The organism is Haloplanus litoreus, assembly GCF_045690335.1.
Classification (GTDB): Archaea; Halobacteriota; Halobacteria; order Halobacteriales; family Haloferacaceae; genus Haloplanus; species Haloplanus litoreus.
Genome location: NZ_CP147874.1, coordinates 2793904 through 2816847, shown reverse-complemented (window position 1 = coordinate 2816847; position 22944 = coordinate 2793904). Strand labels below are relative to the sequence as shown.

Annotated in this window: 23 protein-coding genes; 9 read left to right on the top strand and 14 right to left on the bottom strand. The window is 69.8% G+C overall.

The annotated features are described in order from the left end of the window. Positions 1-10 precede the first annotated feature (10 nt). From V8686_RS15080 to V8686_RS15060, 5 genes are read left to right on the top strand one after another with little or no spacing between them, the layout of a single operon-like run. Positions 11-1186 carry a 3-dehydroquinate synthase II gene (locus V8686_RS15080; RefSeq protein ID WP_379705672.1) on the top strand — a complete coding sequence of 392 codons (1176 nt, stop codon included), beginning with the start codon at positions 11-13 and terminating at the stop codon, positions 1184-1186. Next, positions 1183-1947, top strand: coding sequence for an MBL fold metallo-hydrolase (locus V8686_RS15075; protein ID WP_379705669.1), 765 nt, complete (start codon positions 1183-1185; stop codon positions 1945-1947). Before V8686_RS15080 ends, V8686_RS15075 begins: the two co-directional genes overlap by 4 nt. A 37-nt stretch (positions 1948-1984) precedes the next feature. After that, positions 1985-2677 carry a YkgJ family cysteine cluster protein gene (locus tag V8686_RS15070; protein WP_379705666.1) on the top strand — a complete coding sequence of 231 codons (693 nt, stop codon included), beginning with the start codon at positions 1985-1987 and terminating at the stop codon, positions 2675-2677. A gap of 52 nt (positions 2678-2729) precedes the next feature. Then, complete coding sequence (locus V8686_RS15065; protein WP_379705663.1) at positions 2730-3134, top strand: TRAM domain-containing protein; 405 nt, start codon at positions 2730-2732, stop codon at positions 3132-3134. A gap of 58 nt (positions 3135-3192) precedes the next feature. Beyond that, the gene (locus tag V8686_RS15060; RefSeq protein ID WP_379705660.1) at positions 3193-3702 is read left to right on the top strand and encodes a hypothetical protein; all 510 of its coding nucleotides are present in this window, start codon (positions 3193-3195) and stop codon (positions 3700-3702) included. Here V8686_RS15060 and V8686_RS15055 read toward each other — a convergent pair. Continuing rightward, on the bottom strand, positions 3699-5420 hold the full coding sequence (locus V8686_RS15055; RefSeq protein WP_379705657.1) for a radical SAM protein: 1722 nt from the start codon (positions 5418-5420) through the stop codon (positions 3699-3701). The genes V8686_RS15060 and V8686_RS15055 overlap by 4 nt on opposite strands. A gap of 83 nt (positions 5421-5503) precedes the next feature. On the opposite strand from V8686_RS15055, the gene V8686_RS15050 reads away from it, so the two are divergent. The 3 genes from V8686_RS15050 (at position 5504) to V8686_RS15040 (ending at position 8102) form a co-directional block, all read left to right on the top strand. Beyond that, the gene (locus V8686_RS15050) at positions 5504-7417 is read left to right on the top strand and encodes a protein kinase domain-containing protein (RefSeq protein WP_379705654.1); all 1914 of its coding nucleotides are present in this window, start codon (positions 5504-5506) and stop codon (positions 7415-7417) included. Between the two features lie 71 nt (positions 7418-7488). After that, positions 7489-7647 carry a DUF7559 family protein gene (locus tag V8686_RS15045; protein ID WP_251329905.1) on the top strand — a complete coding sequence of 53 codons (159 nt, stop codon included), beginning with the start codon at positions 7489-7491 and terminating at the stop codon, positions 7645-7647. After that, positions 7644-8102: an Hsp20/alpha crystallin family protein gene (locus tag V8686_RS15040; RefSeq protein WP_379705650.1), complete on the top strand. Its 459-nt coding sequence runs from the start codon at positions 7644-7646 to the stop codon at positions 8100-8102. The genes V8686_RS15045 and V8686_RS15040 overlap by 4 nt, the downstream gene beginning before the upstream one ends. 39 nt (positions 8103-8141) lie before the next feature. Here V8686_RS15040 and V8686_RS15035 read toward each other — a convergent pair whose 3' ends face one another. The 3 genes from V8686_RS15035 to V8686_RS15025 form a co-directional block, all read right to left on the bottom strand. Continuing rightward, positions 8142-8741, bottom strand: a complete 600-nt coding sequence (locus V8686_RS15035) for an NUDIX hydrolase (RefSeq protein ID WP_379705647.1) — start codon at positions 8739-8741, stop codon at positions 8142-8144. Between the two features lie 80 nt (positions 8742-8821). After that, positions 8822-9301 carry a DUF7109 family protein gene (locus tag V8686_RS15030; RefSeq protein ID WP_379705644.1) on the bottom strand — a complete coding sequence of 160 codons (480 nt, stop codon included), beginning with the start codon at positions 9299-9301 and terminating at the stop codon, positions 8822-8824. Next, the gene (locus V8686_RS15025; protein ID WP_379705641.1) at positions 9298-10389 is read right to left on the bottom strand and encodes a glycosyltransferase family protein; all 1092 of its coding nucleotides are present in this window, start codon (positions 10387-10389) and stop codon (positions 9298-9300) included. Before V8686_RS15025 ends, V8686_RS15030 begins: the two co-directional genes overlap by 4 nt. A 139-nt stretch (positions 10390-10528) precedes the next feature. On the opposite strand from V8686_RS15025, the gene V8686_RS15020 reads away from it, so the two are divergent. After that, the gene (locus V8686_RS15020) at positions 10529-10699 is read left to right on the top strand and encodes an HVO_0758 family zinc finger protein (protein ID WP_251344201.1); all 171 of its coding nucleotides are present in this window, start codon (positions 10529-10531) and stop codon (positions 10697-10699) included. Positions 10700-10811: 112 nt separating this feature from the next. Here the strand turns inward: V8686_RS15020 and V8686_RS15015 are convergent, their stop codons facing one another. The 10 genes from V8686_RS15015 to V8686_RS14970 form a co-directional block, all read right to left on the bottom strand. After that, complete coding sequence (locus tag V8686_RS15015) at positions 10812-11900, bottom strand: aldo/keto reductase (protein WP_379705637.1); 1089 nt, start codon at positions 11898-11900, stop codon at positions 10812-10814. Between the two features lie 31 nt (positions 11901-11931). Then, positions 11932-13089, bottom strand: a complete 1158-nt coding sequence (locus V8686_RS15010) for a DHH family phosphoesterase (protein ID WP_379705634.1) — start codon at positions 13087-13089, stop codon at positions 11932-11934. A gap of 75 nt (positions 13090-13164) precedes the next feature. Continuing rightward, positions 13165-14049, bottom strand: a complete 885-nt coding sequence (locus V8686_RS15005; protein ID WP_379705631.1) for an SDR family oxidoreductase — start codon at positions 14047-14049, stop codon at positions 13165-13167. A gap of 5 nt (positions 14050-14054) precedes the next feature. Further along, positions 14055-14486 carry a DUF5791 family protein gene (locus tag V8686_RS15000; RefSeq protein ID WP_379705628.1) on the bottom strand — a complete coding sequence of 144 codons (432 nt, stop codon included), beginning with the start codon at positions 14484-14486 and terminating at the stop codon, positions 14055-14057. Between the two features lie 32 nt (positions 14487-14518). Next, positions 14519-17575 carry a DUF7286 family protein gene (locus V8686_RS14995; RefSeq protein WP_379705625.1) on the bottom strand — a complete coding sequence of 1019 codons (3057 nt, stop codon included), beginning with the start codon at positions 17573-17575 and terminating at the stop codon, positions 14519-14521. Continuing rightward, positions 17572-18429 carry a DUF7284 family protein gene (locus V8686_RS14990; RefSeq protein WP_379705622.1) on the bottom strand — a complete coding sequence of 286 codons (858 nt, stop codon included), beginning with the start codon at positions 18427-18429 and terminating at the stop codon, positions 17572-17574. The genes V8686_RS14995 and V8686_RS14990 overlap by 4 nt, the downstream gene beginning before the upstream one ends. Beyond that, positions 18420-18812 (bottom strand): DUF7285 family protein, encoded by a 393-nt coding sequence (locus V8686_RS14985; RefSeq protein ID WP_379705619.1) that lies wholly within the window; start codon positions 18810-18812, stop codon positions 18420-18422. Before V8686_RS14985 ends, V8686_RS14990 begins: the two co-directional genes overlap by 10 nt. Then, positions 18793-19260 carry a DUF7283 family protein gene (locus V8686_RS14980; RefSeq protein ID WP_379705616.1) on the bottom strand — a complete coding sequence of 156 codons (468 nt, stop codon included), beginning with the start codon at positions 19258-19260 and terminating at the stop codon, positions 18793-18795. Before V8686_RS14980 ends, V8686_RS14985 begins: the two co-directional genes overlap by 20 nt. A 34-nt stretch (positions 19261-19294) precedes the next feature. Beyond that, a complete protein-coding gene (locus V8686_RS14975) occupies positions 19295-21037 on the bottom strand; it encodes a type II secretion system protein (protein WP_379705613.1) in 1743 nt (580 codons plus the stop codon). Beyond that, on the bottom strand, positions 21034-22938 hold the full coding sequence (locus tag V8686_RS14970) for an ATPase, T2SS/T4P/T4SS family (RefSeq protein ID WP_379705610.1): 1905 nt from the start codon (positions 22936-22938) through the stop codon (positions 21034-21036). The genes V8686_RS14975 and V8686_RS14970 overlap by 4 nt, the downstream gene beginning before the upstream one ends. Between the last annotated feature and the right edge of the window lie 6 nt (positions 22939-22944).

Genomic DNA, 22944 nt, shown 5'->3' with positions numbered 1-22944 from the left:
GGTGGACGTAATGACACGGAGCGTGTGGCTGAAAGCCGACGGCGACGTCGGCGACTGGGAGTCGCGAACGGAACGCATCACCGCCGGCCTCGAAGCCGGCGTCGACTGGGTGCTGGTCGACGAGACGGACGTGGCACAGGTTCGGGAACTCGGTGACGTGAAGGTGGCTGCCTTCCGCTCGGACGCCGACCTGGTCGAGGACGCCGAGAGCGAGGGCGCCGTCGCCGACGCCTACGTCGTCGGCAAGAACGGTGAGGGCGACGGCACGGTCGACCTCCCGCCCGACTTCTCCGGGTCGGCCGACCTCTCGACGCTCCGCCGCGACGACGACCGGGCACAGGGCGCCTACGTCCGCATCCTCAGCGAGGAGTACGAGGCCTTCGCGGAGGCGGCCGCGAAGGACGCCGAGTACACGATCGTCGTCGGCGAGGACTGGACGATCATCCCTCTGGAGAACCTCATCGCCCGCATCGGCGACGAGACGGATCTGATCGCCGGCGTCACGACCGCCGACGAGGCACGGACGGCCTTCGAGACGCTCGAACTCGGCGCCGACGCCGTCCTGCTGGATTCGGGCGACCCCGACGAGATCCGCTCGACCTGCGAGGCCCGCGACGCCGCGGAACGCGAGCACCTCGACCTGCAGTACGCCGAGGTGACGAAGATAGAGCGAACCGGCATGGCCGACCGGGTCTGTGTCGATACGGGGTCGCTCATGAACCACGACGAGGGGATGCTCGTCGGGTCGATGTCCCGCGGGCTCTTTTTCGTCCACGCCGAGACGGCCGAGTCGCCCTACGTCGCCTCCCGGCCCTTCCGGGTGAACGCGGGCGCCGTTCACGCCTACGTCCGCTCCCCCGGCGGCGGCACGCAGTATCTCGCCGAACTGACCAGCGGCGACGAGGTGCAGGTGGTCGATACGGACGGCGACACGCGCGAGGCGGTCGTCGGGCGCGTCAAAATCGAGAAACGGCCGATGTTCCGCGTACAGGCCGAAGTCCAGACCGAGGACGGCGTCGACCGCATCGAGACGCTCCTCCAGAACGCCGAGACGATCAAAGTCCACACCCCCGACGGCCGCACGGCCGTGACCGACATCGAGGCCGGCGACGAGATGCTCGTCTACTACGAGGACGTGGCCCGCCACTTCGGCGAGGCGGTCGAAGAGAGCATTATCGAGAAGTGACGGTCACGCGCGTCTCGGTGCCGACCGAGACGACAGCCGGCGACCACACGAACGCCTACCTCGTCGGCGATCCGGCAGTCCTCGTCGACCCCGCCGAACACACCGACGGTCTCGACGCCGCCGTCGCCGACCGGGACGTCGGCCACGTCGTGATCACGCACGCCCACGCCGACCACGTCGGCGCCGTCGCGGGCTACGCCGCCGAGACGGGCGCGACCGTGTGGGCGCGCCGCGGCCGCGAGGACCGCTTCGAGGCGGCGACCGGGCTCGCCCCCGACCGCACGTTCGCCGAGGGGGACCGCGTGGGCGATCTGACGGTTCTCGACACGCCCGGCCACGCGCCGGACCACGTCGCCTTCGAGTGCGACGGCGGAATCGTCTCCGGGGATCTCGCCGTCGCCGCCGGGAGCGTCGCCGTCGCCGCGCCCGAGGGCGACGTGCGGGCGTACCTCGTCGCCCTCCGGCGCCTCATCGCCCGCGACCCATCCCGCCTGTTTCCGGGGCACGGACCGGTGATCGACGACCCGCGAGCGGTCCTCGACTACCTCTACTTCCACCGACTGGACCGCGAGCGACTGGTCGAACGGGCGGTCCACAACGGGGCGGACTCGGTCGACGCCGTCGTCGACGCCGCCTACGACCGCGAACTCGGTGCCCTCCGTGACCTGGCGGCGGCGACGGTCCGTGCCCATCTCGACAAACTCGCCGTCGAGGAACGCGTCCGGTTCGATCCGGAGTCCGGCCGGGTCGGGCCGGCGTAGCCGACGACGTTTTTCCCCTCGACCTCCCAGCGGGAGTATGGACTCGCTCGAAACCGAACTCGACCGGGCGCGGGCACTCGACGTGAGCGACCTCGCCGACGCCATCGAGTCCATCGGCTTCGAGTGTACGCGTTGTGGGGCGTGCTGTAAAGCGAACGAGGGCTCGGACGGCCCTCGGAACGACGGCGCAGCCGTCGGTGACGGGGACCCACACACCGCGACGGTGTTCCCCGACGAGGTGCGGGACCTGCAGGCGGCGACCGACTACGACTGGCGGGACGTGGCGCGGCCGATGCCCTACGGACTCTCCGAGGGTCCCGACGGTCCGGAGGGTGAGACGTTCGAGTGGGCGCTCCAGACCGACACCTGCGGCGACTGCACGTTCTACGAGGAATCCGACGGCGAGGGGTGGTGTACCGTCCACGACGACCGGCCGCTGATCTGTGCGACCTACCCGTTCAGCGTCGCCCTCGGCGGGACGAGTCAGCCGATGGGCGAAGCCGTCGACGAGGCGGGGGTGGTCCGCGCCCACGAGTGCGAGGGACTGGGTCGCGACATCTCCCGCGAGGCAGCGACGGACCTGGCCGCGGCGCTCAAGGAGCGTGCGATCCGGGAACTTGAGGAGGCTCTCGACGTCCGCGACGCGTACACGCCCGTCGAACTCGGGCCGGGGGAGGTTGTCGTCCACGACTCCGAAGGCCCGAAAACGCCGGATGGGCGATCCCGCTGACGGCGATACACCTTTAACGATCCCGCCACAGGTTGGCATGGAGGTTTAGATTGTGGAGATCTCAGATAAACTGCTGTGTCTGTTCAGTGAGCGTATTCGGTCGGAGGATGGAACGTACGTGATCGAAGTACCGCAACGCGAAATCGAAACGGGATCCATCGATCCCGACGAAACCTATCGGGTTGCGCTCATCTCTCGGGAGCGGTCGGCGTCGACCGACTCGGACGAGACGGAGACCGAAACCCCGTCCTCGGAACCCCAACCACCCGTCGAGGCCGGTGAGATTCGGTACGTCGAAATCGAGGATATCGGCAAACAGGGCGACGGCATCGCGCGCGTCGAACGGGGATACGTCATCATCGTGCCGGGCGCGGAGATCGGTGAGCGCGTCAAAATCGAGATCACCGAGGTCAAATCCAACTTCGCGGTCGGCGAGATCATCGACGAGGACTTCTGACGGCAATCCTCGCGACGGTCACCCAAGACCTCTCTCGGCGGATGTGCGACTGACTACCATGCACCGCCGTGCCCTCCTCTCGGCGGGAATGGCTGTCGCCACCGCCGGCTGTTTCGACTTCGGACGTGGGTGTTCCCGGAGTGCCACTCTCGAACTGTCAGCGGTGAGCGACGCCGACGTCGCCGACGGCGCCGAGTCTCGGTCGGTGCTCGTCCCGGAGCCGTCGCACGACACGCTCCGGGTCGGCGGCCGAGCCGTCGCGTCGACGCCCCGCGAGTTCGCACCCCTCGTCTACGAGCGCCACGGGGTCGACCCCGCCGACCGCGACCTCTCGGCCGAGCAACGGGACATCGTCGAGACGGCCATCGACGAGGGGTACGACGAGTGTGCCCCCTACTCCGACGCCTTCGCGGCTCTACAGCGGACGCTCGGCCAGCGGATGACGAGAGAGACCGACGACGGCAGCGGTGTGGCGACCATCCCAGCCGCCGACGCGCCCGAACGGGTCGACTACGCCAACTACGAGAACGAGTGGTACGCCGTCGACCTCCACGCGGCCGCCGCCTAGTCCGCGGCTTCCGTCGGGCCGACCGCCGCGAACCGGGAGAGATCGACGTCGAGGTCAACCTCACTGAGCGAGGCGTAGGGTCTGTCCACGACGATGTTGCCCGCCGTCGACTGACCGACGCCGGGGAGGGCAGTCAGTTCGGCCATCGACGCCGCGTTCATATCCAGCGGGTGGGGAACGCCCGTCACCGACCGGTAGCCGTGATCGACCACCGCCACGTCTAGGATCGTCCCCAGGTCGCGCTCCCCGGGGACGGCCACGAGCAGGGGGTAGGTACCGAGCTGTCGGCCGAAGGTCTTGCCGTCCTGGTGGTACTCCAGGTGGACGTCGGGAAGCACGGTCCCCGGCGGGACGACCCGGCGGAGCATGGGACGATCGATTTCCTCGCGCACCTCACGTTTGTACTCCGTGAACAGTTGCTTGTGGTCACGGGCGATGTCGGCGCCGGTGTCGCTCATCTCCGTCCCCGCGAAGGCCATCACCTGGCGGATGTTGATCCGGCGGAGCATCAGTCCCTCGTCGTACACCCGCTGGAGGAACCGCTTGTTGTGCTCGAAGGTCTCCCGGCGCTCGCCTTGGAGGCCGTGGACGAGGTTGATCCCGGGGAGGAGTTTCGGCAGGCGGTCGGCCGCCGACTCGCCGACCGTGGGCGCCGCTCCGGGGTCGTCGCCCGGCCGCCACCCCGCCTCCTCGTTGACGACGCGGACCGCCTCCAGACACTCGTCGGCCGAGACGAGCAGGTTGTTCTCCTCGCGGACGACGGGATCGGCGGACTCCAGACCGAACGCGGCGGTGTCGCCGGCAGTGTTGTGTTCGGCGATGATCCGGATGGCCTCCCGCGACCGCTCCGGATAGTCGACGATGGTGACCGGGTTCATGTTGTCGAGGTGGAGCGTCTCGAGGTCCGGCGCCACCTCGCGAATGCCCGCGTAGAGCCGCCGGAGCGCGTCCGGGTTCGGTGCCTCGCCGTCGCCGCCGAACGCGAGGATGTCGGCCTGTCGACCCAGCCGGAAGTGGCGGACGCCGCGTTCGTACAGTGATTCGACCTCCCGGACGACCGACTCGGCGCTCCGGAACCCCGGGTCGCCGTACAGCGGTTCGGTACAGAACGAGCACCGGTACGCACAGCCACGCGAGGTTTCGAGTTCGGCGATCAGGTAGTCGGGGTGGTTGGGGTGGTCCTCGACGACGAACGCACCCTTCGCGGCCCAGCGGTCCAAGTCGGCGTTGTCGCGCATGCGGTCGCCAAAGCCCTCCAATCCACTGGCCACCAGGTCGTGGGCCGCGGCCTCCACGTCGCCTTTGGCGACGAAGTCGTAGTCCAGGTCCTTGCGCTCCATCTCCTGCCCGCCGGCGTTCTCCTCGCCGACGCCGAAGCGGACGGGACCGCCCATCAGCGTCGTCCCGTCGGCGGTCCAGGCGAGTTCGCGCACTTCGTCGGGTTCGGCCGGTGTGCCGCCGACGTACTTCCCGGGGACGGTCATGCCACCCAGATAGATCATGAGGTCGGCGTCGGCGACGTCCCCCCACTTCATGCGGTCCTCGCGGAGTTCGTCGATAGTGTGATACGTTATCGCGTCGGCGGACACGCCGGCGTCGACCAGCGCGCCCGCGGTGAAGCGGGGATACGTCGAGACGTACGGCGGGACCCCGAAGTGTGCGGGTTCGTCGACGTAGCCGTCGACGATGGTGACGGTGAGGTCGGCGGGGTCGGTCATAGACGCCGGTTGGCGGTCGACGCGTAAAACCGTGTTCGTGTCGGGCGCGGGTTTTAATACGCCGCTATCGCCACTTCCCGCCAATGCGTCTCGTGTCGGATCGGGTGCAGTTCGTCGTCGTGTCGCTCGTGGCGGTGGGGGGGTGGTTCGTGGTGACGTTCATGGCGGCCCGTCCCCCATCGGGTTTGGACGCCGACCCGAACCTCCTGGCCGAACTTCGAGTACCACTGCTGGCGATGGTCGCCGCCTGTGTCCCGTATCCCCTGTCGTGGGTGATACTCGACTGGCGTCGTCCCCCGCGTCGCGGCGTCACGCTCTCCGGTGGCGTACTCGGCCTCCTCGTGGCGTTGTCCCCGTTCCTGAACTCGTACTCGCGATACGGACTGCTGGTCGGCAGTGCCGTCGCCTTCCTCGCCGTGGCGACGACGGCGGCCTCCGTCCTCGTCGTCTCCGCCACCGCGTCCGGTGACCACGCCGCGACGCCCCATCCGTATCTGCAGTCGGCCGCAGTCTTCGGGTTCGGTCTGTTTCTGACTTCCGTACTGGTGTTTCTCCACGACGCGCCCGATACGTTCGCGATAATGGCCATGTCTCGGACCTACGGCTCGGCGACGTTTCTGCTATTCCCCCTCGGACCCCTCGGGATACTCGCGCTCTTTCCCCTCTCGTGGCGACACTTCCCGTGGACCGGAACCGGTACCAGAACCGTCGTCGGCCTCTCGGTCGTTCTCGGCGCGCCCATCGCCACCCTCTGGCACGTTCTCTTGTCGGTGAGCGGTAGTATCGTCTGGTTTACCGGGATTCCGCTCGGATTTCTCATCGTCACGGGGGCTGCCGTCGTCGTCGGCTATCCGACGTGGATTCGTCGGCCGGATGTCCCGGAATCGGAACCGGAATCGGAATCGGAACCGGAGCCGATGGAGACGTCCGATCCCGAACCGGCACCGACGCCCGAGCCAGTCGACGGAGCGACGAACCGGTCGCCCGACCCCGCACCCGACCCGACGCCGACGAACGGCGGCACCGACGCCCCGACCGACGATCCCTTCGCCGCCGCGGGGAAGCCGTCCGACGGCAACGCCGCGGGGAAGCCGTCATCCGACGCCACCACTACCGCGCCGTCACCCGACGCCACATCCACCCGTCCCCTCGGCCCACCAGACCACGTCCCTCGCACCCCCAACCTGCCCATCGCCTACGAGGACGTGACCGACAAGGAACCGATCGGTCGCGGCGGCAACGCCGACGTCTACCGCGCGGCGGTCGAGTCGAACGGTCGGACCCACGCCGTCGCACTCAAGGAACCACGCATGAGCGGTACCCTCCACACCGAGGCGGTCGACCGGCTCCTCGCCGAGGCCGAAACCTGGGACAAACTCGACGACCACGACCACGTCGTCGGCGTCGTCGACTACGACGCCCAACCGCTGCCCTGGATCGCCATGGAGTACATGGACGCGGGCGACCTCTCGACGCGGGCGGGCGACCTCGATCTCGACCAGGCGCTCTGGACGGCCGAAGCGATCACCGAGGGAGTGCGTCACGCCCACCGGCGGGGCGTCGCCCACCTCGATCTGAAGCCGTCGAACGTCCTCTTCCGGTCGGTCGACGGAGCGTGGGACGTCCCCAAAGTCGCGGACTGGGGGCTGTCGAAACACCTGCTGGAACACTCGAAAAGCGTCGAGGGGCTGTCGCCGGGGTACGCCGCCCCAGAGCAGTTCGACACGGACCGCGGCCCGGCGGACGACCTGACCGACGTCTACCAGTTGGGCGCCGTCCTCTACGAACTGTTCACGGGCCGGCCGCCGTACACTGGCGACCCGACGACGGTGATGCACCGAGTGTTGACCGAGTCGCCGACGCCGCCGAGTGAGGTTGCCGACGTGCCCCCTGCCCTCGACGACGTACTCCTGACCGCACTCGACACGGAGAAGGCCGACCGGTACGACTCCGTCCTCTATCTGCGGGACGCGTTCCGGGACCTCGCGGAGCGGTGATCGCCCCTCCCGACTCCGTCGCCGTTGCAGGCTCCACGCCACTTATGCCGGTCGCGGCACTAGTTCCGCCCATGCCCGCCACGAAGGAACTCAAGTGCACCAGCCCCGACTGCGAACTCGACATGTTCGAGAACCACTACACCTACGACATCGCCGACGACCACACGGTCGGCGACCTCTCCTGTCCGCTCTGTGGCGGGACCGACTGTCTCGAAGAGATCGAACTATGACCGGGTTCAAGGAGTTCGGAAAGTCCGCGGCGTCGGCGGTCCTCGAACGGGTCGGCCGCGGCGTCGGGAAGGTACAGGAGCGCAAGCCCCTCTCCTACGACGTCCTGGAGTCTGACGACGCCTATCTCGTCGTCTTCGACGCACCCGGGGTCACCCGGAGCGACGTACAGGTTCGGTACGTCGAGGGCGAGGTACAGGTTCGTCTCGACCGTTTCCGCGACTTCCACGAGGGCTTCGAGATGCGGTTCCCGGGTCGTGGCCTCTCGCTCGACGGCCGGGCGCGCCTCCCGCCGGACGCCGACGTCGACGCCGGCGAGGCGTCGGCCACGCTGAGCGAGAACGGGACGCTGCGGGTCGAAGTGCCGAAGCGAGCGAACGGCACCGACGTGGTAGTGCGCGAGGAAGGCGAGGAGACCGACGACGGCGACGACGGCGACGACGCAGCCGAGGAGTGACGGCGGGTCCGCGGTCGGCCCGTGCCGACCGAACCCCACTCAGACCGGGAAGTCGGCGTCCGGATCGACCACCCGATCGACTTCGGGCGGCATCTCCCAGTCGGTCGCGAGTTCGAGCAACTGAACGAGCATTCTCCCCGTTGCCCCCCAGACGGTGTAGCCCTCGACGTGGAAGAAGTGGAGACGGATCTCGCCGTAGTGGGGATGGTCACGGCGCTCGGATTCGTAGTTGTCGAGGTCGGTCAGCGCCGCGACCGGCAGGACGACGATTTCGGCCACCTCACGTTCGTCGGGGACGGACGTTCGGTCCGGGATGCGCGAGACGAACGGTCGGACGGCGTAGTCGCTGACGGTCGGAATGTCGTCGAGGCGGCCCACGACCTCGATTTCGTCGGGGATGAGCCCGATCTCCTCGTTGGCCTCGCGTCGCGCCGTCTCCTCGAGGTCCGCGTCGCTCGGTTCCCGTCCTCCGCCCGGGAAACTCATCTGGCCAGCGTGTTCGCCCAGGTGGTCGGCGCGCTTGGTAAAGAGGAGGGCGTCGCCGTCCGCGCGTTCGACGATCGGTGCGACGACCGCCGCCTCGCGCTCCGCGTCGTCGATAGTCCGCGGCGTGTGACGGGCAACGGCGGACAGGTCCATACGCATGGTGTGTCGCGTGGTGTGGTGTTGGTTTCGGTCTCGGCGGCCGTCACCGCTGCGGTACGCTCCGCGGCGTGGTTTCAGTTGTGGTTCTCGACCGCATCGTCGAGGCGGGTGCGAACCTCGCCGACGTCCACCCCTCCCCACGTTTCGAGGTCGTAACTCACGTCGAGCAGTCGCTCGATCCGGTCCTCGTCCTCGTCGTCGACGGCGCGGGCGGCGTCACCGCGCAGGCGGCGTTCGGCCGCGTCGACCAGCGACGCCCGATCCGGATCCCGGTCGGGCACGTCGAGGATGTGAGGAAGGTCCTCCGCCCCCTCAGGTAGGGAGGGGAACGCCGCGGGACCGGGTGCGAGAATCGTCCGGTCGTTTCGGTCGACGGCGACGAGATAGTAGTTCTCGAGGGCGGCGTCGACGGCCGCCCGCGCCGCCTCGCGGTCGACGTCCTCGCCGCGCTTGAAGGCGAGTTCGCCGAGCGCGGCTTCGAGTTCCTCACGGGTCAAGGCCCCGAAGAGGTCGACCACGCCAGCGAGTTCGTCGCCGGTTTCGGTCGGTATCATCGCGCCGCCTCCAGGTCCGCGTCGGCCGCCTCCGCCACCGCCGAGGGCGACACCGGGGCGTCGATCCACGCCGGGAGACGGCGATCCGGTCCCGGCGGCTCGATGGCCGCCGCGTAGGTCTCCACCTGATCGAGTTCGCCGGCGCGGTCGTAGTCGAGGCCGTTGAACCCCGCGTCGAGTTCGTAGCTCCGAACGAGCGAGCGAGCGGCCTCTCGGTAGCGATCAGGCAGGGCGTCGTAGTCGGGGTCGATGCCGTGGTCGACGACGACCCGGAAGAGCGCGGCGGCGACGTGCTGGCTCATATCGGAGAGCCCGGTCGGCCCGCTCACGGCTCGGTGGTCGTGTTCGTAGGTTCCGAGGTCCACCTGGGCGCTCCCCTCGAAGCCGGCGTACTCGAAGGCGTCACCGAGGGTGCCGACCTCCAGTCCCCAGGAGCGTTGGGTTCGGAGGCGCTCGGCGAGTTCCGTCGTCGCCGCAAACTCCCCAGCCAGCGCGTACCGAAACGCCTCCAGATACCGCAGAACGGGCGCGTCCCGATCCGCTCCGAGCGCCCGCACCAGCGGGACGAAAAAGAGACGGAACAGGCGCCCGTAGAGGCGCCCGTTCTCGACGCGGGCGTAGTACCCCTTCGAGAAGTCGTTGCCCTCCGAAAGCGGGTAGAGGAGCCGGGCGACGTCCGTCCGCGAGTAGCTCTTGGTGTCGGCGTCGTGGACGACTACGAACTCTCGGTCGAGCGCCTGCCCGATGCCGAGCCACACGTCGCGGCCCTTCCCGAAGTCGCCGTCGAGGTCGTGGTCGTCGAGGAGGCGCTCCAGTCGCGGCCCGTTACACCAGATGACCGACAGCGAGAGGTCGTACTCCGTGAGCCAGTCGTGAAAGTCCGCAACGCGGTCGGGGGCGGCTCGAAGCGGGACGACGACCCGAGCGGGATCGACCCGCTCCAGTTCCGAGAGGACGCGATCCGGCGCCAGACCGGCGTACTCGCGTTCGGTCATCGGAACGACCACCGACGCCCGATCGGTGGGTGCCGTGGGCGTCGGGTCGGTCAGATCGTGGAGCGTCGTCACGCGTTCCTGGACGTACTCCATCACCCGGGGTTGGGGGCGGCGCCGACAAAAGCCCGCGGGTGGCCCGCGGCCGCTCGCATCTCCGTGAGCTGGCGTCCCGCGACGGCCTCCCTGCCGACGGCCGGCCCGTTTTTTAAACAAGGGCGCACAAGGTGGGGACATGAAATCGACGCGGAAGGGGCTTCGTGACGGCGAACTCGTCAAGGATACCTACGAACGACTCACCTGCGCGGAGTGCGAGAAGGTGCTGAAGAAACGGGACGACCCCGACGAAGTGTTCGCGGTTCGGATCTGTCCCGAGTGCGGCCGGGAGTGGAAGGACCTGCGGTAGCGACGGCGTGTCGGCCGCGCACACCCGGTGCTCAGGATACTGTTGTAAGTCGTTTCCGGCCGTCGCCGATTCGGCGGTCGGCGACGCCCGTACACAGTTACAGCAGTCCGTATCACTCGAAGACGGCGTCGAACGCGCGCGCGCCCAGCGGATCGAACGTCCCCGCGGCGACGTTCTCGGCGACGTGGTTCGGATCGCTCGTCCCGACGAGCGCACAGGTCACGCCCGGCGCGCTCCGCGCGAAGTTGATCGCCCGCTGGGCTGGGGTGTCCCCGGACAGTTCCGCGTCGACGGACGCGGGCAATTCCGTCGATAGATCCCCCTGTGCGAGGCTAGCGCTGGTGAACACGTCGACGCCGAGCGCGTGTGCCACCTCCAGCGCGGACCGCCGGTCGCCCTCGAACTCGTGTGCCGGGGTCGTGAACGCGTCCGCCATGACGACGTTGAACGGTAGCTGGATCGCTGTGAACCCACACTCCTCGCGACCGACCGTCTCGGCCGCGCGGCGGGCGCGGTCGATCACCGTCGGGAGCGACAGGTGGTCGTCGTGTTCGGGCGGGCGGCGGAACGCCTCCCACGTCGCCACACCGTAGCCGCCGACATCGTCGGCGGCGACCCGTCGCTCCAGACGCTCGAAGGTGGCTTCGAGTTGGTCGTAGACGGCCGCTCGGGAACGGACGCGAAGCTGCGTCTCGGGGTTGTGGATGTAGTAGCAGTCGATCGTCTCGACGCCCAACCGGTCGAGCGAACGATCCACCATCGCGTCGATCAGGTCGGGGGCGATACAGTGTTGGCTCGCCGCGAGATCCGCGGGGTCGACCGGGCCCCCCTCGACGAATCGCTCTCGGAGGTAGTCGGCGGGGTCTGCCGGCCGGTCGCCGTCGAAGGGCAGGAATCCACCCTTCGTGGCGACGACGACGGCGTCCCGCTCTACGTCGGCCCGCCCGAGTGCCCGCCCCACCACCCGCTCGCTCCGCCCGCAACGGTAGTTGGCCGCGGTGTCTACCACGTTACACCCGCCCTCCAGGCCGGCGATCAGTGCGCGCTCGTAGCCCTCGTCGACGGCGTCCGTCGGCGCCCCGAGATACGTGCCGAGGCCGACGCTGGAGACGACGCCGGGACCGAACCGGCGGAAGTAGGTTCGACCGAATCCGTCGCCGAAGCGGTCGCGATACTCCCAGGTGGCGCGTGCGGTCGCCATGCGCCCGCTACGCGCGACGGGTGTAAAAGGACTACACGTCGCCTTCGAGGGCCCGTCGCAGACGGTCGGTGAGAGCGGTGCGCCGCCCCGGCCAGACGAAGTCGCCGTCCTCGATTGGGATCTGCCCGCCGCCCATGCGGGCGTGCCCACCGCCGCTGGCACCCGGTATCCCGTCCAGTGCGGCTTCGATGGCACGACCCATGTGTACCCGGTCGTCGCGGGAGCGTCCCGAGAGATAGAGCATCCCGTTGCGGGTGCCACAGACGATGGCGGCGGTGATGCCTTCGAGGCGAATGAGTTCGTCGGCGGCCTGTGGAATCGCGTCCACGTTCGAGATGTCCCCGACGTCGCTGATCGCGAAGGCTCCCTCAACGTCGCGTTCGCGGATGGCGGTCGCCTTGATCTCTAGAACCTCCGCGCTCACCTGGGGATTGGCGATGCGGTCGAGCAGGTTCTCGTCGACGCCGGGTGAGAGGTAGCCGCTCGCGTCGAAGTCGGCGGAGTCGATGCCTCCGGTCAGTCGATTCGTATCGGTGAGGATACCGAAGAACAGCCCCGTCGCCACCCGCGAGGGGACGACGCACTTCGCGCTGATTTCGCTCTCGTGGTTCTCCGGAGGGACCGGCGTGGCGTCCATATCCTGAAAGTACTCCGCGATCACGCTCGAACAGGCGCCGTACTCGGTGCGCACGTCGGTGAAAGACTCGCCGCGGCCGTCTCCTGGGTGGTGGTCGACGACCGCTTTCGGCCGGACGGACTCCGATCCGGTGAATCCACGGGGCTGGTTGTGATCGACGAGGATCACCGTCTCGGTGCTCAGATCGCTCGCCCGCTCGATGGGTTCGAGGTCGACCTCCAGGACGTTCCGGAACGCTCGGTTCTCCTGGTGGCGGATCTGTCCCGGAAACTGGATGGTTGCCGTCGTGTCCTGTTGCTTGGCCAGCGAGGCGACACCCATCGCCGCCGCCATGGCGTCCGGATCCGGATTCGGGTGTGTCAACACGGTCACGTCGTCGTACTCGGCGAGCAACGACGCGAACCGAACGCCGGACGGCCGGGTGAACTGGTGGAGGATGTACGCCCCCCCGACCAGGACGACGACGCTAACGAGCAGTGCGGCCAGCAACTCCGGATGCGTCTGGGCGAACGCCACCGCCCGCTCGACGAGTTCCTCGGCGGCGACCGACATACCCTCCCCGACAGAGTCGAGCGGCAAGAGTATTCTCCTATTAGGTCGTTCCGTCCCCGACAGAATTCTCGACCGTCAGTCGTCGCGGAACGCCCGGATCGCGGGGAGATAGCCTTCTCGGACGGTCGGATACTGAAGCTCGTAGCCCAGTCGATGGAGGCGGTCGTTGGCGCACCGCTTGTTCGCCCGGGCACGGCGACTCACCTCGCCTTCGGTCGTCGCCGCTCGTTCGGCCACCGTCCACTTCTTGGGCGGCGAGACGCCGCACTGCTCGGCGAGCCAGTCGGCGAAGTCCCACTTCGAGACGGGGTCGTCGTCGACCGCGAGTACCACCTCGCCACGGGCCACGTCGGCCGTCAACAGGTGGGCGACGACACTGGCGGCGTCGTCACGGTGTATCGAGTTGAGATAGCCCTCGGTCACCGGCCCGTCGAGGTAGCGATCCATTCGGTATCGGTCCGGCCCGTAGAGACCCCCGAAGCGAACGACCGTCCCGTCGATATCATGAGTGGCCGTCTCCTTCAATGCGACCCGCTCGGCCTCCAGCAGGACGCGTTGTCGGTCGGTCGCGGGATCGGGTGTTGTCGACTCGTTCACCCAGTCGCCGCCGTGGTCGCCATAGACTCCCGTACTCGACGTGTAGACGAGACGATCCGGCGGCGACTCTCGCGTGCCGAACGCCGCTACGACCGTCCGCAACCCGTCGACGTAGGCCGCCCGGGCGGCGTCGACGCCGCGCCCGCCGGCACTCGCGGCGTACACTGCCCAGTCGACGTCCGGGACCGCCACGAGCGACGCTTCGTCCGTCAGATCTGCGCGTACGGCCTCGAATCCGGCGGTCTCGATTGCGTCCAGGCCGGCATCCGACCGCCGGACGCCGACGACGTCGTGGCCGGCGGCGGTCAACTGTCGACCGAGTTCGAGACCGACGTAGCCACAGCCCAAGATGGCGACGCGCACGGCTATCAGCGGGCGTTCCGGCCCGCGACGTAGCCTTGGATCGCGGCGAGTTCGTCGAGCGTCATTCGGGTTCGACCCTCGATTGCCTGCTGGATCTCCTGGCCCGAGAGGTCGAGGTCGACGTTCGAGGCGATGGTATCGACGTCGAGGACACCCGTCGTCATCCCCATCAGCAGGTGGTCTCGGACCTCCTGTACGATTCCCCGAGCGTCGCGGCCCTCGTAGTCGACAGCGAGGATCGCTGCCGCCTCGGTGAGTGATACCGACGGCGACTCCCCGCCCGCGAGGGCGGCGACCGTCTCGGTCGGGAGGCCGGCCTCTGTGGCGACCGTCTCGATACCTCGTGCGTCGATCACGGCACGAAGTTCGGCGTCGTAGGCGTCGCGGAGTTGTCGGGAGGACAGCGCTTCCGGTTCGTCGACCGCATCGTGGAGCATACGTCGGATGAGAGGCCCGTCGACAAAAGGCTTCACTCCGAGGGGGGACAGGCGGCGGCTTCCCAGGACGTACACCCCGGCTCGGGCCAGGTGCCTCCGCGCTCGTCGGCGTTGCCGTCGACGTCGCCCACGCCGCTCCGATACGGCGGGACTGCGACGGCGACGACGGTCCGCGTCCGGAAGTCGACCCGCTCGTCGCGACCGAGTCGCTCCGCCTCCCCGTCCCCGTCGACGTCGAGTCGGACGACCGACCCGTCACGGACGTACCGGGTCGCCGCCCCGGGTGACGGCGAACCGCGCCCGGTCCGGACGGTGAAGCGCGCGTAGGCTCCCCTGATCTCTACCTCCCAGACGTTGACCGTCGCGTACCAGTAGCCCGGGACGGGGGCGACCGGGAACCCCGCGGGCACCGCGCCGAGCGTCTCGTTCAGTCGACCGCGCGCGAGTCGCTCCGTCGCCGCCTCGCTGGCTCGCTCCGCGGCACGGGCTTTCACACGATTCAGCGTCTCCGCGACCACAGTCTCCGACACCGTCGCCGTCGGCGTCCGCAGTGTGTCGCCGATGGCGGCGTCGAGGCGCGTCTCCAGGCGGTCGACGCGCCCCGGACGCGGACTGGACGCCCGCCGCCCGGCGACTTCGGCTATCTCCGCGGCGAGCGAACCGTTGGTCGCGGCGAGTGCCCGCCGTCCGGGACCGTCCCATCGAGCGAAGGCCTTCGACACCGCCGCCTCGGCCTCCGGACGCGTGAGTTGCGTCTCGTTCCGGACGACGCGACCCGCCCGCCGCCGAAGGCCGTTGACCGACGTCGACACCTCCTGCGCGAGTTCGCGCCGCGAGTCGCGAACGGAGCCGTTCGCGATCGGTTCGGACGCTACCAGCGCCTGCGCGGCGGTCCGAAGTCGGACCTCCGATGGACGGTCAATCCCCGGCGCAGCCACCGCATCCGCGGCGTCGCCGTACGGCGCCGCAAACAGGTTGACGTTCTTCGCCGAGAGGGGGTGATACGAGCGCGACGGCGGCAACCCGGTTGCTCGGTCGTGGCTCACCGAGGCCACCGTGAGGTACGCTGGCGACCCGTCCGGGACGGGGCTGACTGGACCGCCGGGCGGCGTGCCGTCGATCCGACCTCCGCGACTCGCTACCGGCGTCGTTCGTGTCTCCATCACTCGCCGGAGTGCTCCGGGCGATGCCACTCCCACTCGACCGAGCACCTGGCCGAACTTCCGGCGGGTCCGCTCGTGCGTCGCCGCGCGCCGCTCCAGTCGACGGACCGTTTCGTCGATCAACGCTGCCCGGGCACTGGCGCGGGCCCGCGATGCCACACCGTGGTACCGCTCCGGTGGGTCTGCCAGCGCTGCCCGTCGCTCCCGGAGGGATGCCGCCAATCTCGCCGACGGGTTGACAGTGTAGGTGGCGATCCGTCCCGCGTTCACGCCGACGGACTGGTTCGACAGTCGGTCACGAAACACCGCCAGGTCGGCGGCCGTCCACGACCGGAGGTCTGCGGGTCGGTCACCGTAGACCACCCGCTCGGTCGTGTCGAGGCTCTCGTTGGCGACACCCACCGCCACCGCGTCCCGGCCCCCCTGCTGTGCGACGAGTTGCGCGCTGGCTTTCTCGGGCACGTCGGCGAGGTTCGGCCCGCCGAGCGGCCCACCGCGTTCGAACCGGGGAGTCGTCGGACGGTCGGGAGCCGTTCCGTTCGGGGCGTACTCCCCGACCAGCGTCACGCCGACCCGATAGCGCTCCGTCCACGTGTCGGTCGTGGTTCGTGTCTCGTTTCCGCGCTCCCAGGTCCACCTGAGTCGGTTCTCGAGGACGACGTGGCGGGTGAACGATCCGAACCGACGCTCGTCGCCGGCGGCCGAGGGCGTCGTCCCGACGCTCGACGTCACCTCGTGATCGACCGAGCGGTCGGTGTCGGCCAACTCCCACCCCGTCCCCGGTCGGTCAGGCTCCGGCCGCGGTTCCCGGTAGGTCCGCTCCCGACTCGTCCGTAGCGCCGTCTCGACCCGATAGGCGGCACGGAGGACGTCGTCAAGCGAGCGGTTCGCTCGGATCGATTCCGTCCGCAGCCCGGCCAGGGCTCGTCCCGCTAGCGGGTCTACGCCGACGTCGATCCGGCGGGTCGGCGATGGACCCGACGTGCCTCGGCGTCCCGGAAGCGTCGGCGCGTCCACCCGTCGATTCGGACGGGGGACGACCCGTTCCGTCCACGTGTCCCCCTCGGGTGACGCCGCCGCCACCTCCTCGACGCCGAGTTCCAGCGTCGCTCGGCGCATCGCCTCCCGTCCCGCCGGATCGCTCCGTCCGAACACCGCGCGCTGCGTTTCGAGCAGCGCCCCGTTCGTCGACGTCTCCACGTGTCTGGTGGCGACGACGTTGGCGATAGGGAGACCACCGTACTGGGCGTATCCGCGGGCCCACGCGATCGGGTAGAGTCGGGCTGTCAGTCGCCGTCCCAGGCCCGGTCCCTCCAGCGGACGACGGTTCAGCCGTCGTTCGAACGTCCTGGTGCGTTCGTGGAGAGCAAGAACGGGTGTCGAGACGGTCACCGTTCGCGTCCGGTTCTCGCGGGCGACGATGCGATCACCTTTGCGGACCGTGACGGTCAGATTCCGAACCGACACCTGGAGAGCGGTGCCGTTCTCCACGGGAGCCAGGCGTATCCGCGCCATCACTCGTCGGAGTTCGGCCGGCGTCGTCGCCTCGGGGAGTGATGCGGCGGCGGTTACGTCCTCGCGCCGATAGTGCGTCGTTCGTAACCGCTCGCGGAGTCGCAGATAGATCCGAAGTCGGAGAGCGTCGCCGAAAGGGCGGTCACCGTCCAGCAGTCGCCCGTAGGGCGTCTCGGCGGGGTCGGTGATCGGTTCGCTCGCGGCCGCCCGCGCTGCCTCGCCGACGGCGGACCGCATCGCAGCCGTCGTCCCGGCCGACGCTCGCTCCATCGCCACCTCGGCTCCACGGTCGATTCGGCTCGGTCCCTGTCTAGCTATCACGGCCGCGTACGTCGACGCCCCGACCAGCAACAGCACGCCGATCAAGGCGAAGGGGACGCGTGCCCGCCGATCCTCGGCCAGTCGGGTCACGGCCACGTCCTCACGACGATCCGGACCTGGCCGATACGGACCCGTCCGGCGAGTTCGCGGGCCGACGCGTTCGACTCGCGCAAATCCCGACTCACCCGGTCCGAGAGTCCGGCGGCGAGACGCTCGTTCGAGTCGTCCACGCCGCCGTCGGTGAGGGTCGCGTGCCCGTCGACGCCGAATCGGTGCTCTGCGAGACGATACCGGTGTCGGACCAGTGCCGAGGCTCTCCCCCCGGCGGCGATACGGGTTCGCGTCGGCGGAAACAGCCCGTCGACGATACCCTTCGCGACGGCGTCGGCGACTCCTTCGATGCCCTCCTCCCTCGCGGCCGTCCGCACGGCGGATCGTTTCGACGGAAGGCCACTCGACGCCGCAATCGTTGCGGTGTGAACCGGTACGTCCGGTGGCGGGTGCCCTCCGACGGCGACTCGCCCGCCGACCGAGGCGTCCGGGTACGGTTGCCAGACGGCGGTGATCCGTGTGTGGTTGGTTCGAACTGCCGCGCCGACGGCCCGAACGACCGCACGCGAGAAGCCGCCCCGAGCGTGTGAGAGCCGCCGGCCGTCGACTGACAGTCGACCGACGGCCGCCCGTGCTAGGAGTCCGGCCAGCGTCCCGTGGGCCGTTCGGTCGAACGCGTTCCGGTTCGTCGGGAGCGGGACGCCCGTCGCATCGGGTCGTGGCGTGAGTGTGTAGTTCACCGTCGCCGTCGTCGTCGCGAGCGTCGACGCCACGTCCGCGGCACGTCCCGCGCCCGCCGGCTCCTGTGGTGTCGCCGTCGTCACCGTCACCACTGCGGCGCTGATCAGAAGCAGGCAGAACACCCCGTCGAGGACGGTGCTCGTCACGTCCACACCTCCACGGCGACGCGGCCGGCACGGACCCGTCCTGGGCTCAGACGGACGCCAACCGGCCGACTCGCCCCGTCGGACGCCGCCCCTGCAGGCGGTGCCGGCCCAGCGTACCATCGTCGTCCCCCCGCCGCGACGGTCAGATTCAGACGGTAGCCCGACGGCCCGGACCGGTGCGCACGCCGTCTCCGCTCCGGATCGACCACGCCACCAGTCACGAGTGTCCCGACGACGCGATCCAGCGTCGGCTCCGCGATATCTCGCTTTCCGCCCCTGACGGCGCCGTCGAGCGCAATCGCGTAGGTCGAGACGGCGGCCGTCACGGCCAACAACACCACGAGTGCGGCCGTCGGTTCGACCTGTCCTCTACCCGACGAGCGTGACATGGCACCCCTCCCAGACGACGTATCGGACGATCAACGGACCGTCGGCCGCCCGCCAGCGGCTCGGTCGGTCACGTGCCCTCGCTGCGGCGTCACAGAACGCCGCGGCCGAGGAGTACCGTGACGACGGCGGTGCCCCCCGGAGGATGGCAGTCAACGCCCGGGCACCGCCGACCGGCGTCACCGGTCCGAACGCGAACGTCGCGTGCGTGGTTCCAGCATCGTTTCGGAGGCCGAGTTCGTTCGGCTCGACTCGTATCTCGCGTGCGTCGAGCGGATGCTCCGCGGTTACCGGGGCGGACGTCCCGGCCACGCGGTCGATCGTGTCGGCAGCGTCGGCCGCGGCGGGTGGGGGAGCGGTCGGCAACGCTGCCCCGACGCCGAACAGGGCGACACTCGCGAGCGATAGGCCGAGCCAGATGTACCAGGCGTCGACGGGAACGCCGAACATGGGACGGGGTGGTCCCGTTACCCTACTTGAATCCTCACAGAAACAGACCGGCGCCGACGTACGCGGTGAGGTACGCCACGGTCGCGAGACACAGCGCCGCGCCGACACGGTAGCCGACGAGTGTCCGGTCGAGTCCGCGAGTCAACCCCGTCGAGAGCACCGTGAGTGCGGCCGCCAACCAGAGGACGTAGGCACCGACCGCGATGCCGAGGGCGGCCGTCGGGAGCGGTTCGGCGCCGAAGCCCGTCCCCGTGCCCGTCCCCGTCCCCGTTCCCGCGACTCGTGCCGACAGCGCCACCGTCGCGCCGCCGACAAGGGGTGCGAACACTGCGGCGGTGTTCGAGAGCGTATCCGTCACCCGCCTCAACTCCCGCCGGGATTCCCGCTCGACGCGGCGGAGTTCCTCGACGTGTTCGGCCGTCGCGATCAACGCGTCGCCAGCCGGCTCCCCCTCCGTCGCCGCCAACCCGAAGAGCGCTGCCATCCCCTCGGCTCTCGAACTGGGGAGGGCCGCCAGCGGCCCGCCGTCACCACGAAACGCCGCCGTCACGGTGGTTCCCAGCCGTCGCTGCCGGCTCGCTGCGTCGTCGAGGAGGGCACCCGTCGCGCCGGCGACCCGGTCGGCGGCGTCGTCGATGGCACCCTCCACGGCCTCCCCCGACGCGACGCGCCGCCCGACCAGATACAGCGCGTCGTGGAGGTCGTTCTCCACCGCGAGTACCCGCTCTCGAACGCCCGTGGCCGCGTGAAACTGGAGTACGAGCGCCGTCCCGGGACCGATTCCGACGGCGGCGACGGGGGCCGCCCAGGGAGCCACCGTCCGCGCGGCGAGGATGCCGGCGGCCGCCCCGGCAGCGACGCCGGCGAGCAGTGCACCCGTGTACCCGTCTGGGGTGTCGGGGTGGGCCGCGCCGATCCGTGGCGGGGGGAACGCGACCGGTCGGCGGGCGAGGAGCCACGCACCCGTCCCGATTACGACGACCGGGAGGAGGACGTCGTAGAGGACGACGACGACCGGGAGCGAGATGCGAGCGCCCGTCGCTCGCGCCGCCGGTAGGATGCCGACCAGTGCCAGCGGTAGGAGGACTGCGAAGGCGTACAGACCGGTGACCGGCCCGCGGATCTCGGTCGTGAACGCCGCCAGCTCCTCTTGTGCCCCCTCCAATGCGGCCGTAACCGCCCGGTCGAGGTGCCGGTCGCGTTCCGCGGCCGGGGCCGACGCCGCGGCGTCGAGGCGGGAGACTGCTCGAACGAGGGCCGGGAACTGATCGGCCCACTCGGCCGCGAATCCATCGAAACCGCTCCGTGGCGTTCCTCTTGCCCGTTCGACGTGAGTACCGAGGCTGCGAGCGAGCGATCCACGTCCCGTTCTGGCGGCGAACGCCGCCGCCCGCTCGACGGTCGGATCGAGTCGGAGGCGCATGGCCGCCCGCCCGATCAGCGACGCCGCCGATCCCAGCGCACGCGTCCGTGCCAGCCGTGCCATCAGTCGCGGGCCCCGATCCGTCGCGAGGAGACAGCCGACGGCCAGCATCGTGCCGACGGCGAGGGTGACGACGCCCCACCGGACCGTCGTCACGACGGTCACCGCGACGCCGAGGGCTACCGTGACCCCACCGACAGCCGTCGCGACGACTCGCCCCGCGCGTTCGAGCGTCGACGCGTCGGCGTCGCTTCCGAGGTAGGCGAGCGCCGCGTCGAGGTCCGCGTTGGCTGCCGTCGGCCACGGCCACAACGTGGCGAGTACCCGAACGACGTCGCTGGCGCGGTCGCTCATTCCATCACCCGGTCGCGATGGGCGGCGTCGACCGCGTCGGGATCGATGCGGTCCGTCGTGGCCAGATCGGTCAGGAGCGTCGCCCGGTCGTCGAGACGGTCGAGGACGTCAGCGTAGGACTCGTCCGGTCGAGCCAACGACGCCACGAGCCGACTGTTCCCCCTGTCGACGACGCCGGTCGGCTCCGCACCGTCGGGACCGGGCTCGAACAGCGACTCGAAAGCGACCCCGTCGGCGGTGTCGCGGACCTCCTCGACGCTCGCCACGCGTCGCCGCTCGTCGGTCGCGAGTGTCACGAGGAAGTCCGTCGCGGCGAACGAGGACGCCGACACGCCGAGGTCGGTTACGACCCGCTCGAACACGGCGTCGGCGCCGTCGCCGTGGATCGTCCCGAGGACGGCGCTGCTCGCCGCTCCAACCCGCATCGCCTCGTAGAGCGTCGCCGCCTCCTCGCCTCGAACCTCGCCGACGACGAGTGCCCCCTCGCCGAGGCGGAGTGCGGTTCGAAGCGCCTCGGTCGGCGTGAGCGCCGGGCCGTCGCCGCTTTCGACGCGGACTGGCTGGACGTCGCGGCCGGCCTCGCCAAGCCTCGCCGCCGGGAGTTCCGGCGTGTCCTCGACGACGACGGTTCGGGTCGTCGGTGGGAGTTCCCACAGGAGCGCCGAGAGGAGCGTCGTCTTCCCGGCGCCTCGCGGTCCCGCGATCAGTCCCGCTCCCGCCCGCTCGACGGCGACCGAACAGAGTGCCGCGGCGTCGGCCGATAGCGTTCCGTTGGCGACGAGCGCCGGAAGCGTCCACGCGTCCCGACCGCCGGTGCGGAAGACGAAGCCGTATCCGTCGCTCGCCGGGTCGGTGACACCCGCCACCCGGACTCGCCCGCTCCTGGTCTCCGTCGTCGCGTCGAGGGTCGGTGACGCCCGCGAGAAGGCGCGCCCGCTTTCCCGTCTGAACCGGGAGGCCAGCGATGCAGTCCCCCGTCGGGTCAGCTGTACGTTCGTCGGGAGTCGGTCGCCGTCGACGGCGACGCGAACCGGATTGCGGTCGACCGGCGCCGTCACCAGTACCTCCGTGACCTGCGGATCGGCGAAGAGGTCCTCCAGCACACCGTGGTCCCGCGTGTGTTTCCGGAGGACGCGCTCCACCGCCGCCATCGACGCGTCCGGCGAGGGGGCGTCGATGGCCCGGACGGCACGGGCGACGGCTCGGTCGTCGCCCTCGGTTCCCACACCATCGGCCAGACGGTCGTGAGCGGCGGCCAAAGCGTCCAGCTCCGACGCGTCCAGACGCGATTCGAGTGGGTCGAGCAGGTAGTAGCCACCGGCGTCCGTCCGGTACTGTCGGACCGTCGCTCCGGTGTCGAGATCACGCCGCGCCACCAGCGTCGCGTCCGGTGGTGGTCCCGTCTCCAAGCGCGCGTTCGAAATCGTCGGGCCGACCGTCGCCCCGAACGCCGTCTCGGTCCCGTCGACCCGGGCGGCGCCAGCGGCCAATCCGGTGGTCGCCGCCAGCTCCGACACCGGCCCCGCCCGACCGGCCGCCGCGCGGGCTGCACCGAGCGGATCACGGCGCGCCCGGTCGGCGAGCGCTTCGTCGTGGACGGCGACGCGGGCGGCGAACCGCCCGGCAGCGACCAACAATCCGACGGCGTCGTCGTCGTAGACGCGTTCGCGTCCACCGGTCGCGACGTGGACGGCGTCGACGCCCCGATCGGCGAGCGTGTCGATCACCCGTGCCCGACAGGCCGGGCTGCCGGCGAGATCACCGTCGCCGGGACAGGCGTCCGCGTCGACGACGAGCGTCCCCCGCCGCTCCGGGTCGCTACCCGGTGGCGGTCGAACGACCACCTCGCATCGGCAGTCGGACTCGGTGCCGTCGTCGCGCAGTCGGTTCAGGATGCGCATGCACCG

Excerpts from the sequence above, each read along its gene's own strand:
- V8686_RS15080 (WP_379705672.1), top strand. The coding sequence starts at position 11 with ATGACACGGAGCGTGTGGCTGAAAGCCGACGGCGACGTCGGCGACTGG.
- V8686_RS15070 (WP_379705666.1), top strand. The coding sequence starts at position 1,985 with ATGGACTCGCTCGAAACCGAACTCGACCGGGCGCGGGCACTCGACGTG.
- V8686_RS15060 (WP_379705660.1), top strand. The coding sequence starts at position 3,193 with ATGCACCGCCGTGCCCTCCTCTCGGCGGGAATGGCTGTCGCCACCGCC.
- V8686_RS15055 (WP_379705657.1), bottom strand. The coding sequence starts at position 5,420 with ATGACCGACCCCGCCGACCTCACCGTCACCATCGTCGACGGCTACGTC.
- V8686_RS15050 (WP_379705654.1), top strand. The coding sequence starts at position 5,504 with ATGCGTCTCGTGTCGGATCGGGTGCAGTTCGTCGTCGTGTCGCTCGTG.
- V8686_RS15045 (WP_251329905.1), top strand. The coding sequence starts at position 7,489 with ATGCCCGCCACGAAGGAACTCAAGTGCACCAGCCCCGACTGCGAACTC.
- V8686_RS15040 (WP_379705650.1), top strand. The coding sequence starts at position 7,644 with ATGACCGGGTTCAAGGAGTTCGGAAAGTCCGCGGCGTCGGCGGTCCTC.
- V8686_RS15035 (WP_379705647.1), bottom strand. The coding sequence starts at position 8,741 with ATGGACCTGTCCGCCGTTGCCCGTCACACGCCGCGGACTATCGACGAC.
- V8686_RS15030 (WP_379705644.1), bottom strand. The coding sequence starts at position 9,301 with ATGATACCGACCGAAACCGGCGACGAACTCGCTGGCGTGGTCGACCTC.
- V8686_RS15025 (WP_379705641.1), bottom strand. The coding sequence starts at position 10,389 with ATGGAGTACGTCCAGGAACGCGTGACGACGCTCCACGATCTGACCGAC.
- V8686_RS15020 (WP_251344201.1), top strand. The coding sequence starts at position 10,529 with ATGAAATCGACGCGGAAGGGGCTTCGTGACGGCGAACTCGTCAAGGAT.
- V8686_RS15015 (WP_379705637.1), bottom strand. The coding sequence starts at position 11,900 with ATGGCGACCGCACGCGCCACCTGGGAGTATCGCGACCGCTTCGGCGAC.
- V8686_RS15010 (WP_379705634.1), bottom strand. The coding sequence starts at position 13,089 with ATGTCGGTCGCCGCCGAGGAACTCGTCGAGCGGGCGGTGGCGTTCGCC.
- V8686_RS15000 (WP_379705628.1), bottom strand. The coding sequence starts at position 14,486 with ATGCTCCACGATGCGGTCGACGAACCGGAAGCGCTGTCCTCCCGACAA.
- V8686_RS14985 (WP_379705619.1), bottom strand. The coding sequence starts at position 18,812 with ATGTCACGCTCGTCGGGTAGAGGACAGGTCGAACCGACGGCCGCACTC.
- V8686_RS14980 (WP_379705616.1), bottom strand. The coding sequence starts at position 19,260 with ATGTTCGGCGTTCCCGTCGACGCCTGGTACATCTGGCTCGGCCTATCG.
- V8686_RS14975 (WP_379705613.1), bottom strand. The coding sequence starts at position 21,037 with ATGAGCGACCGCGCCAGCGACGTCGTTCGGGTACTCGCCACGTTGTGG.
- V8686_RS14970 (WP_379705610.1), bottom strand. The coding sequence starts at position 22,938 with ATGCGCATCCTGAACCGACTGCGCGACGACGGCACCGAGTCCGACTGC.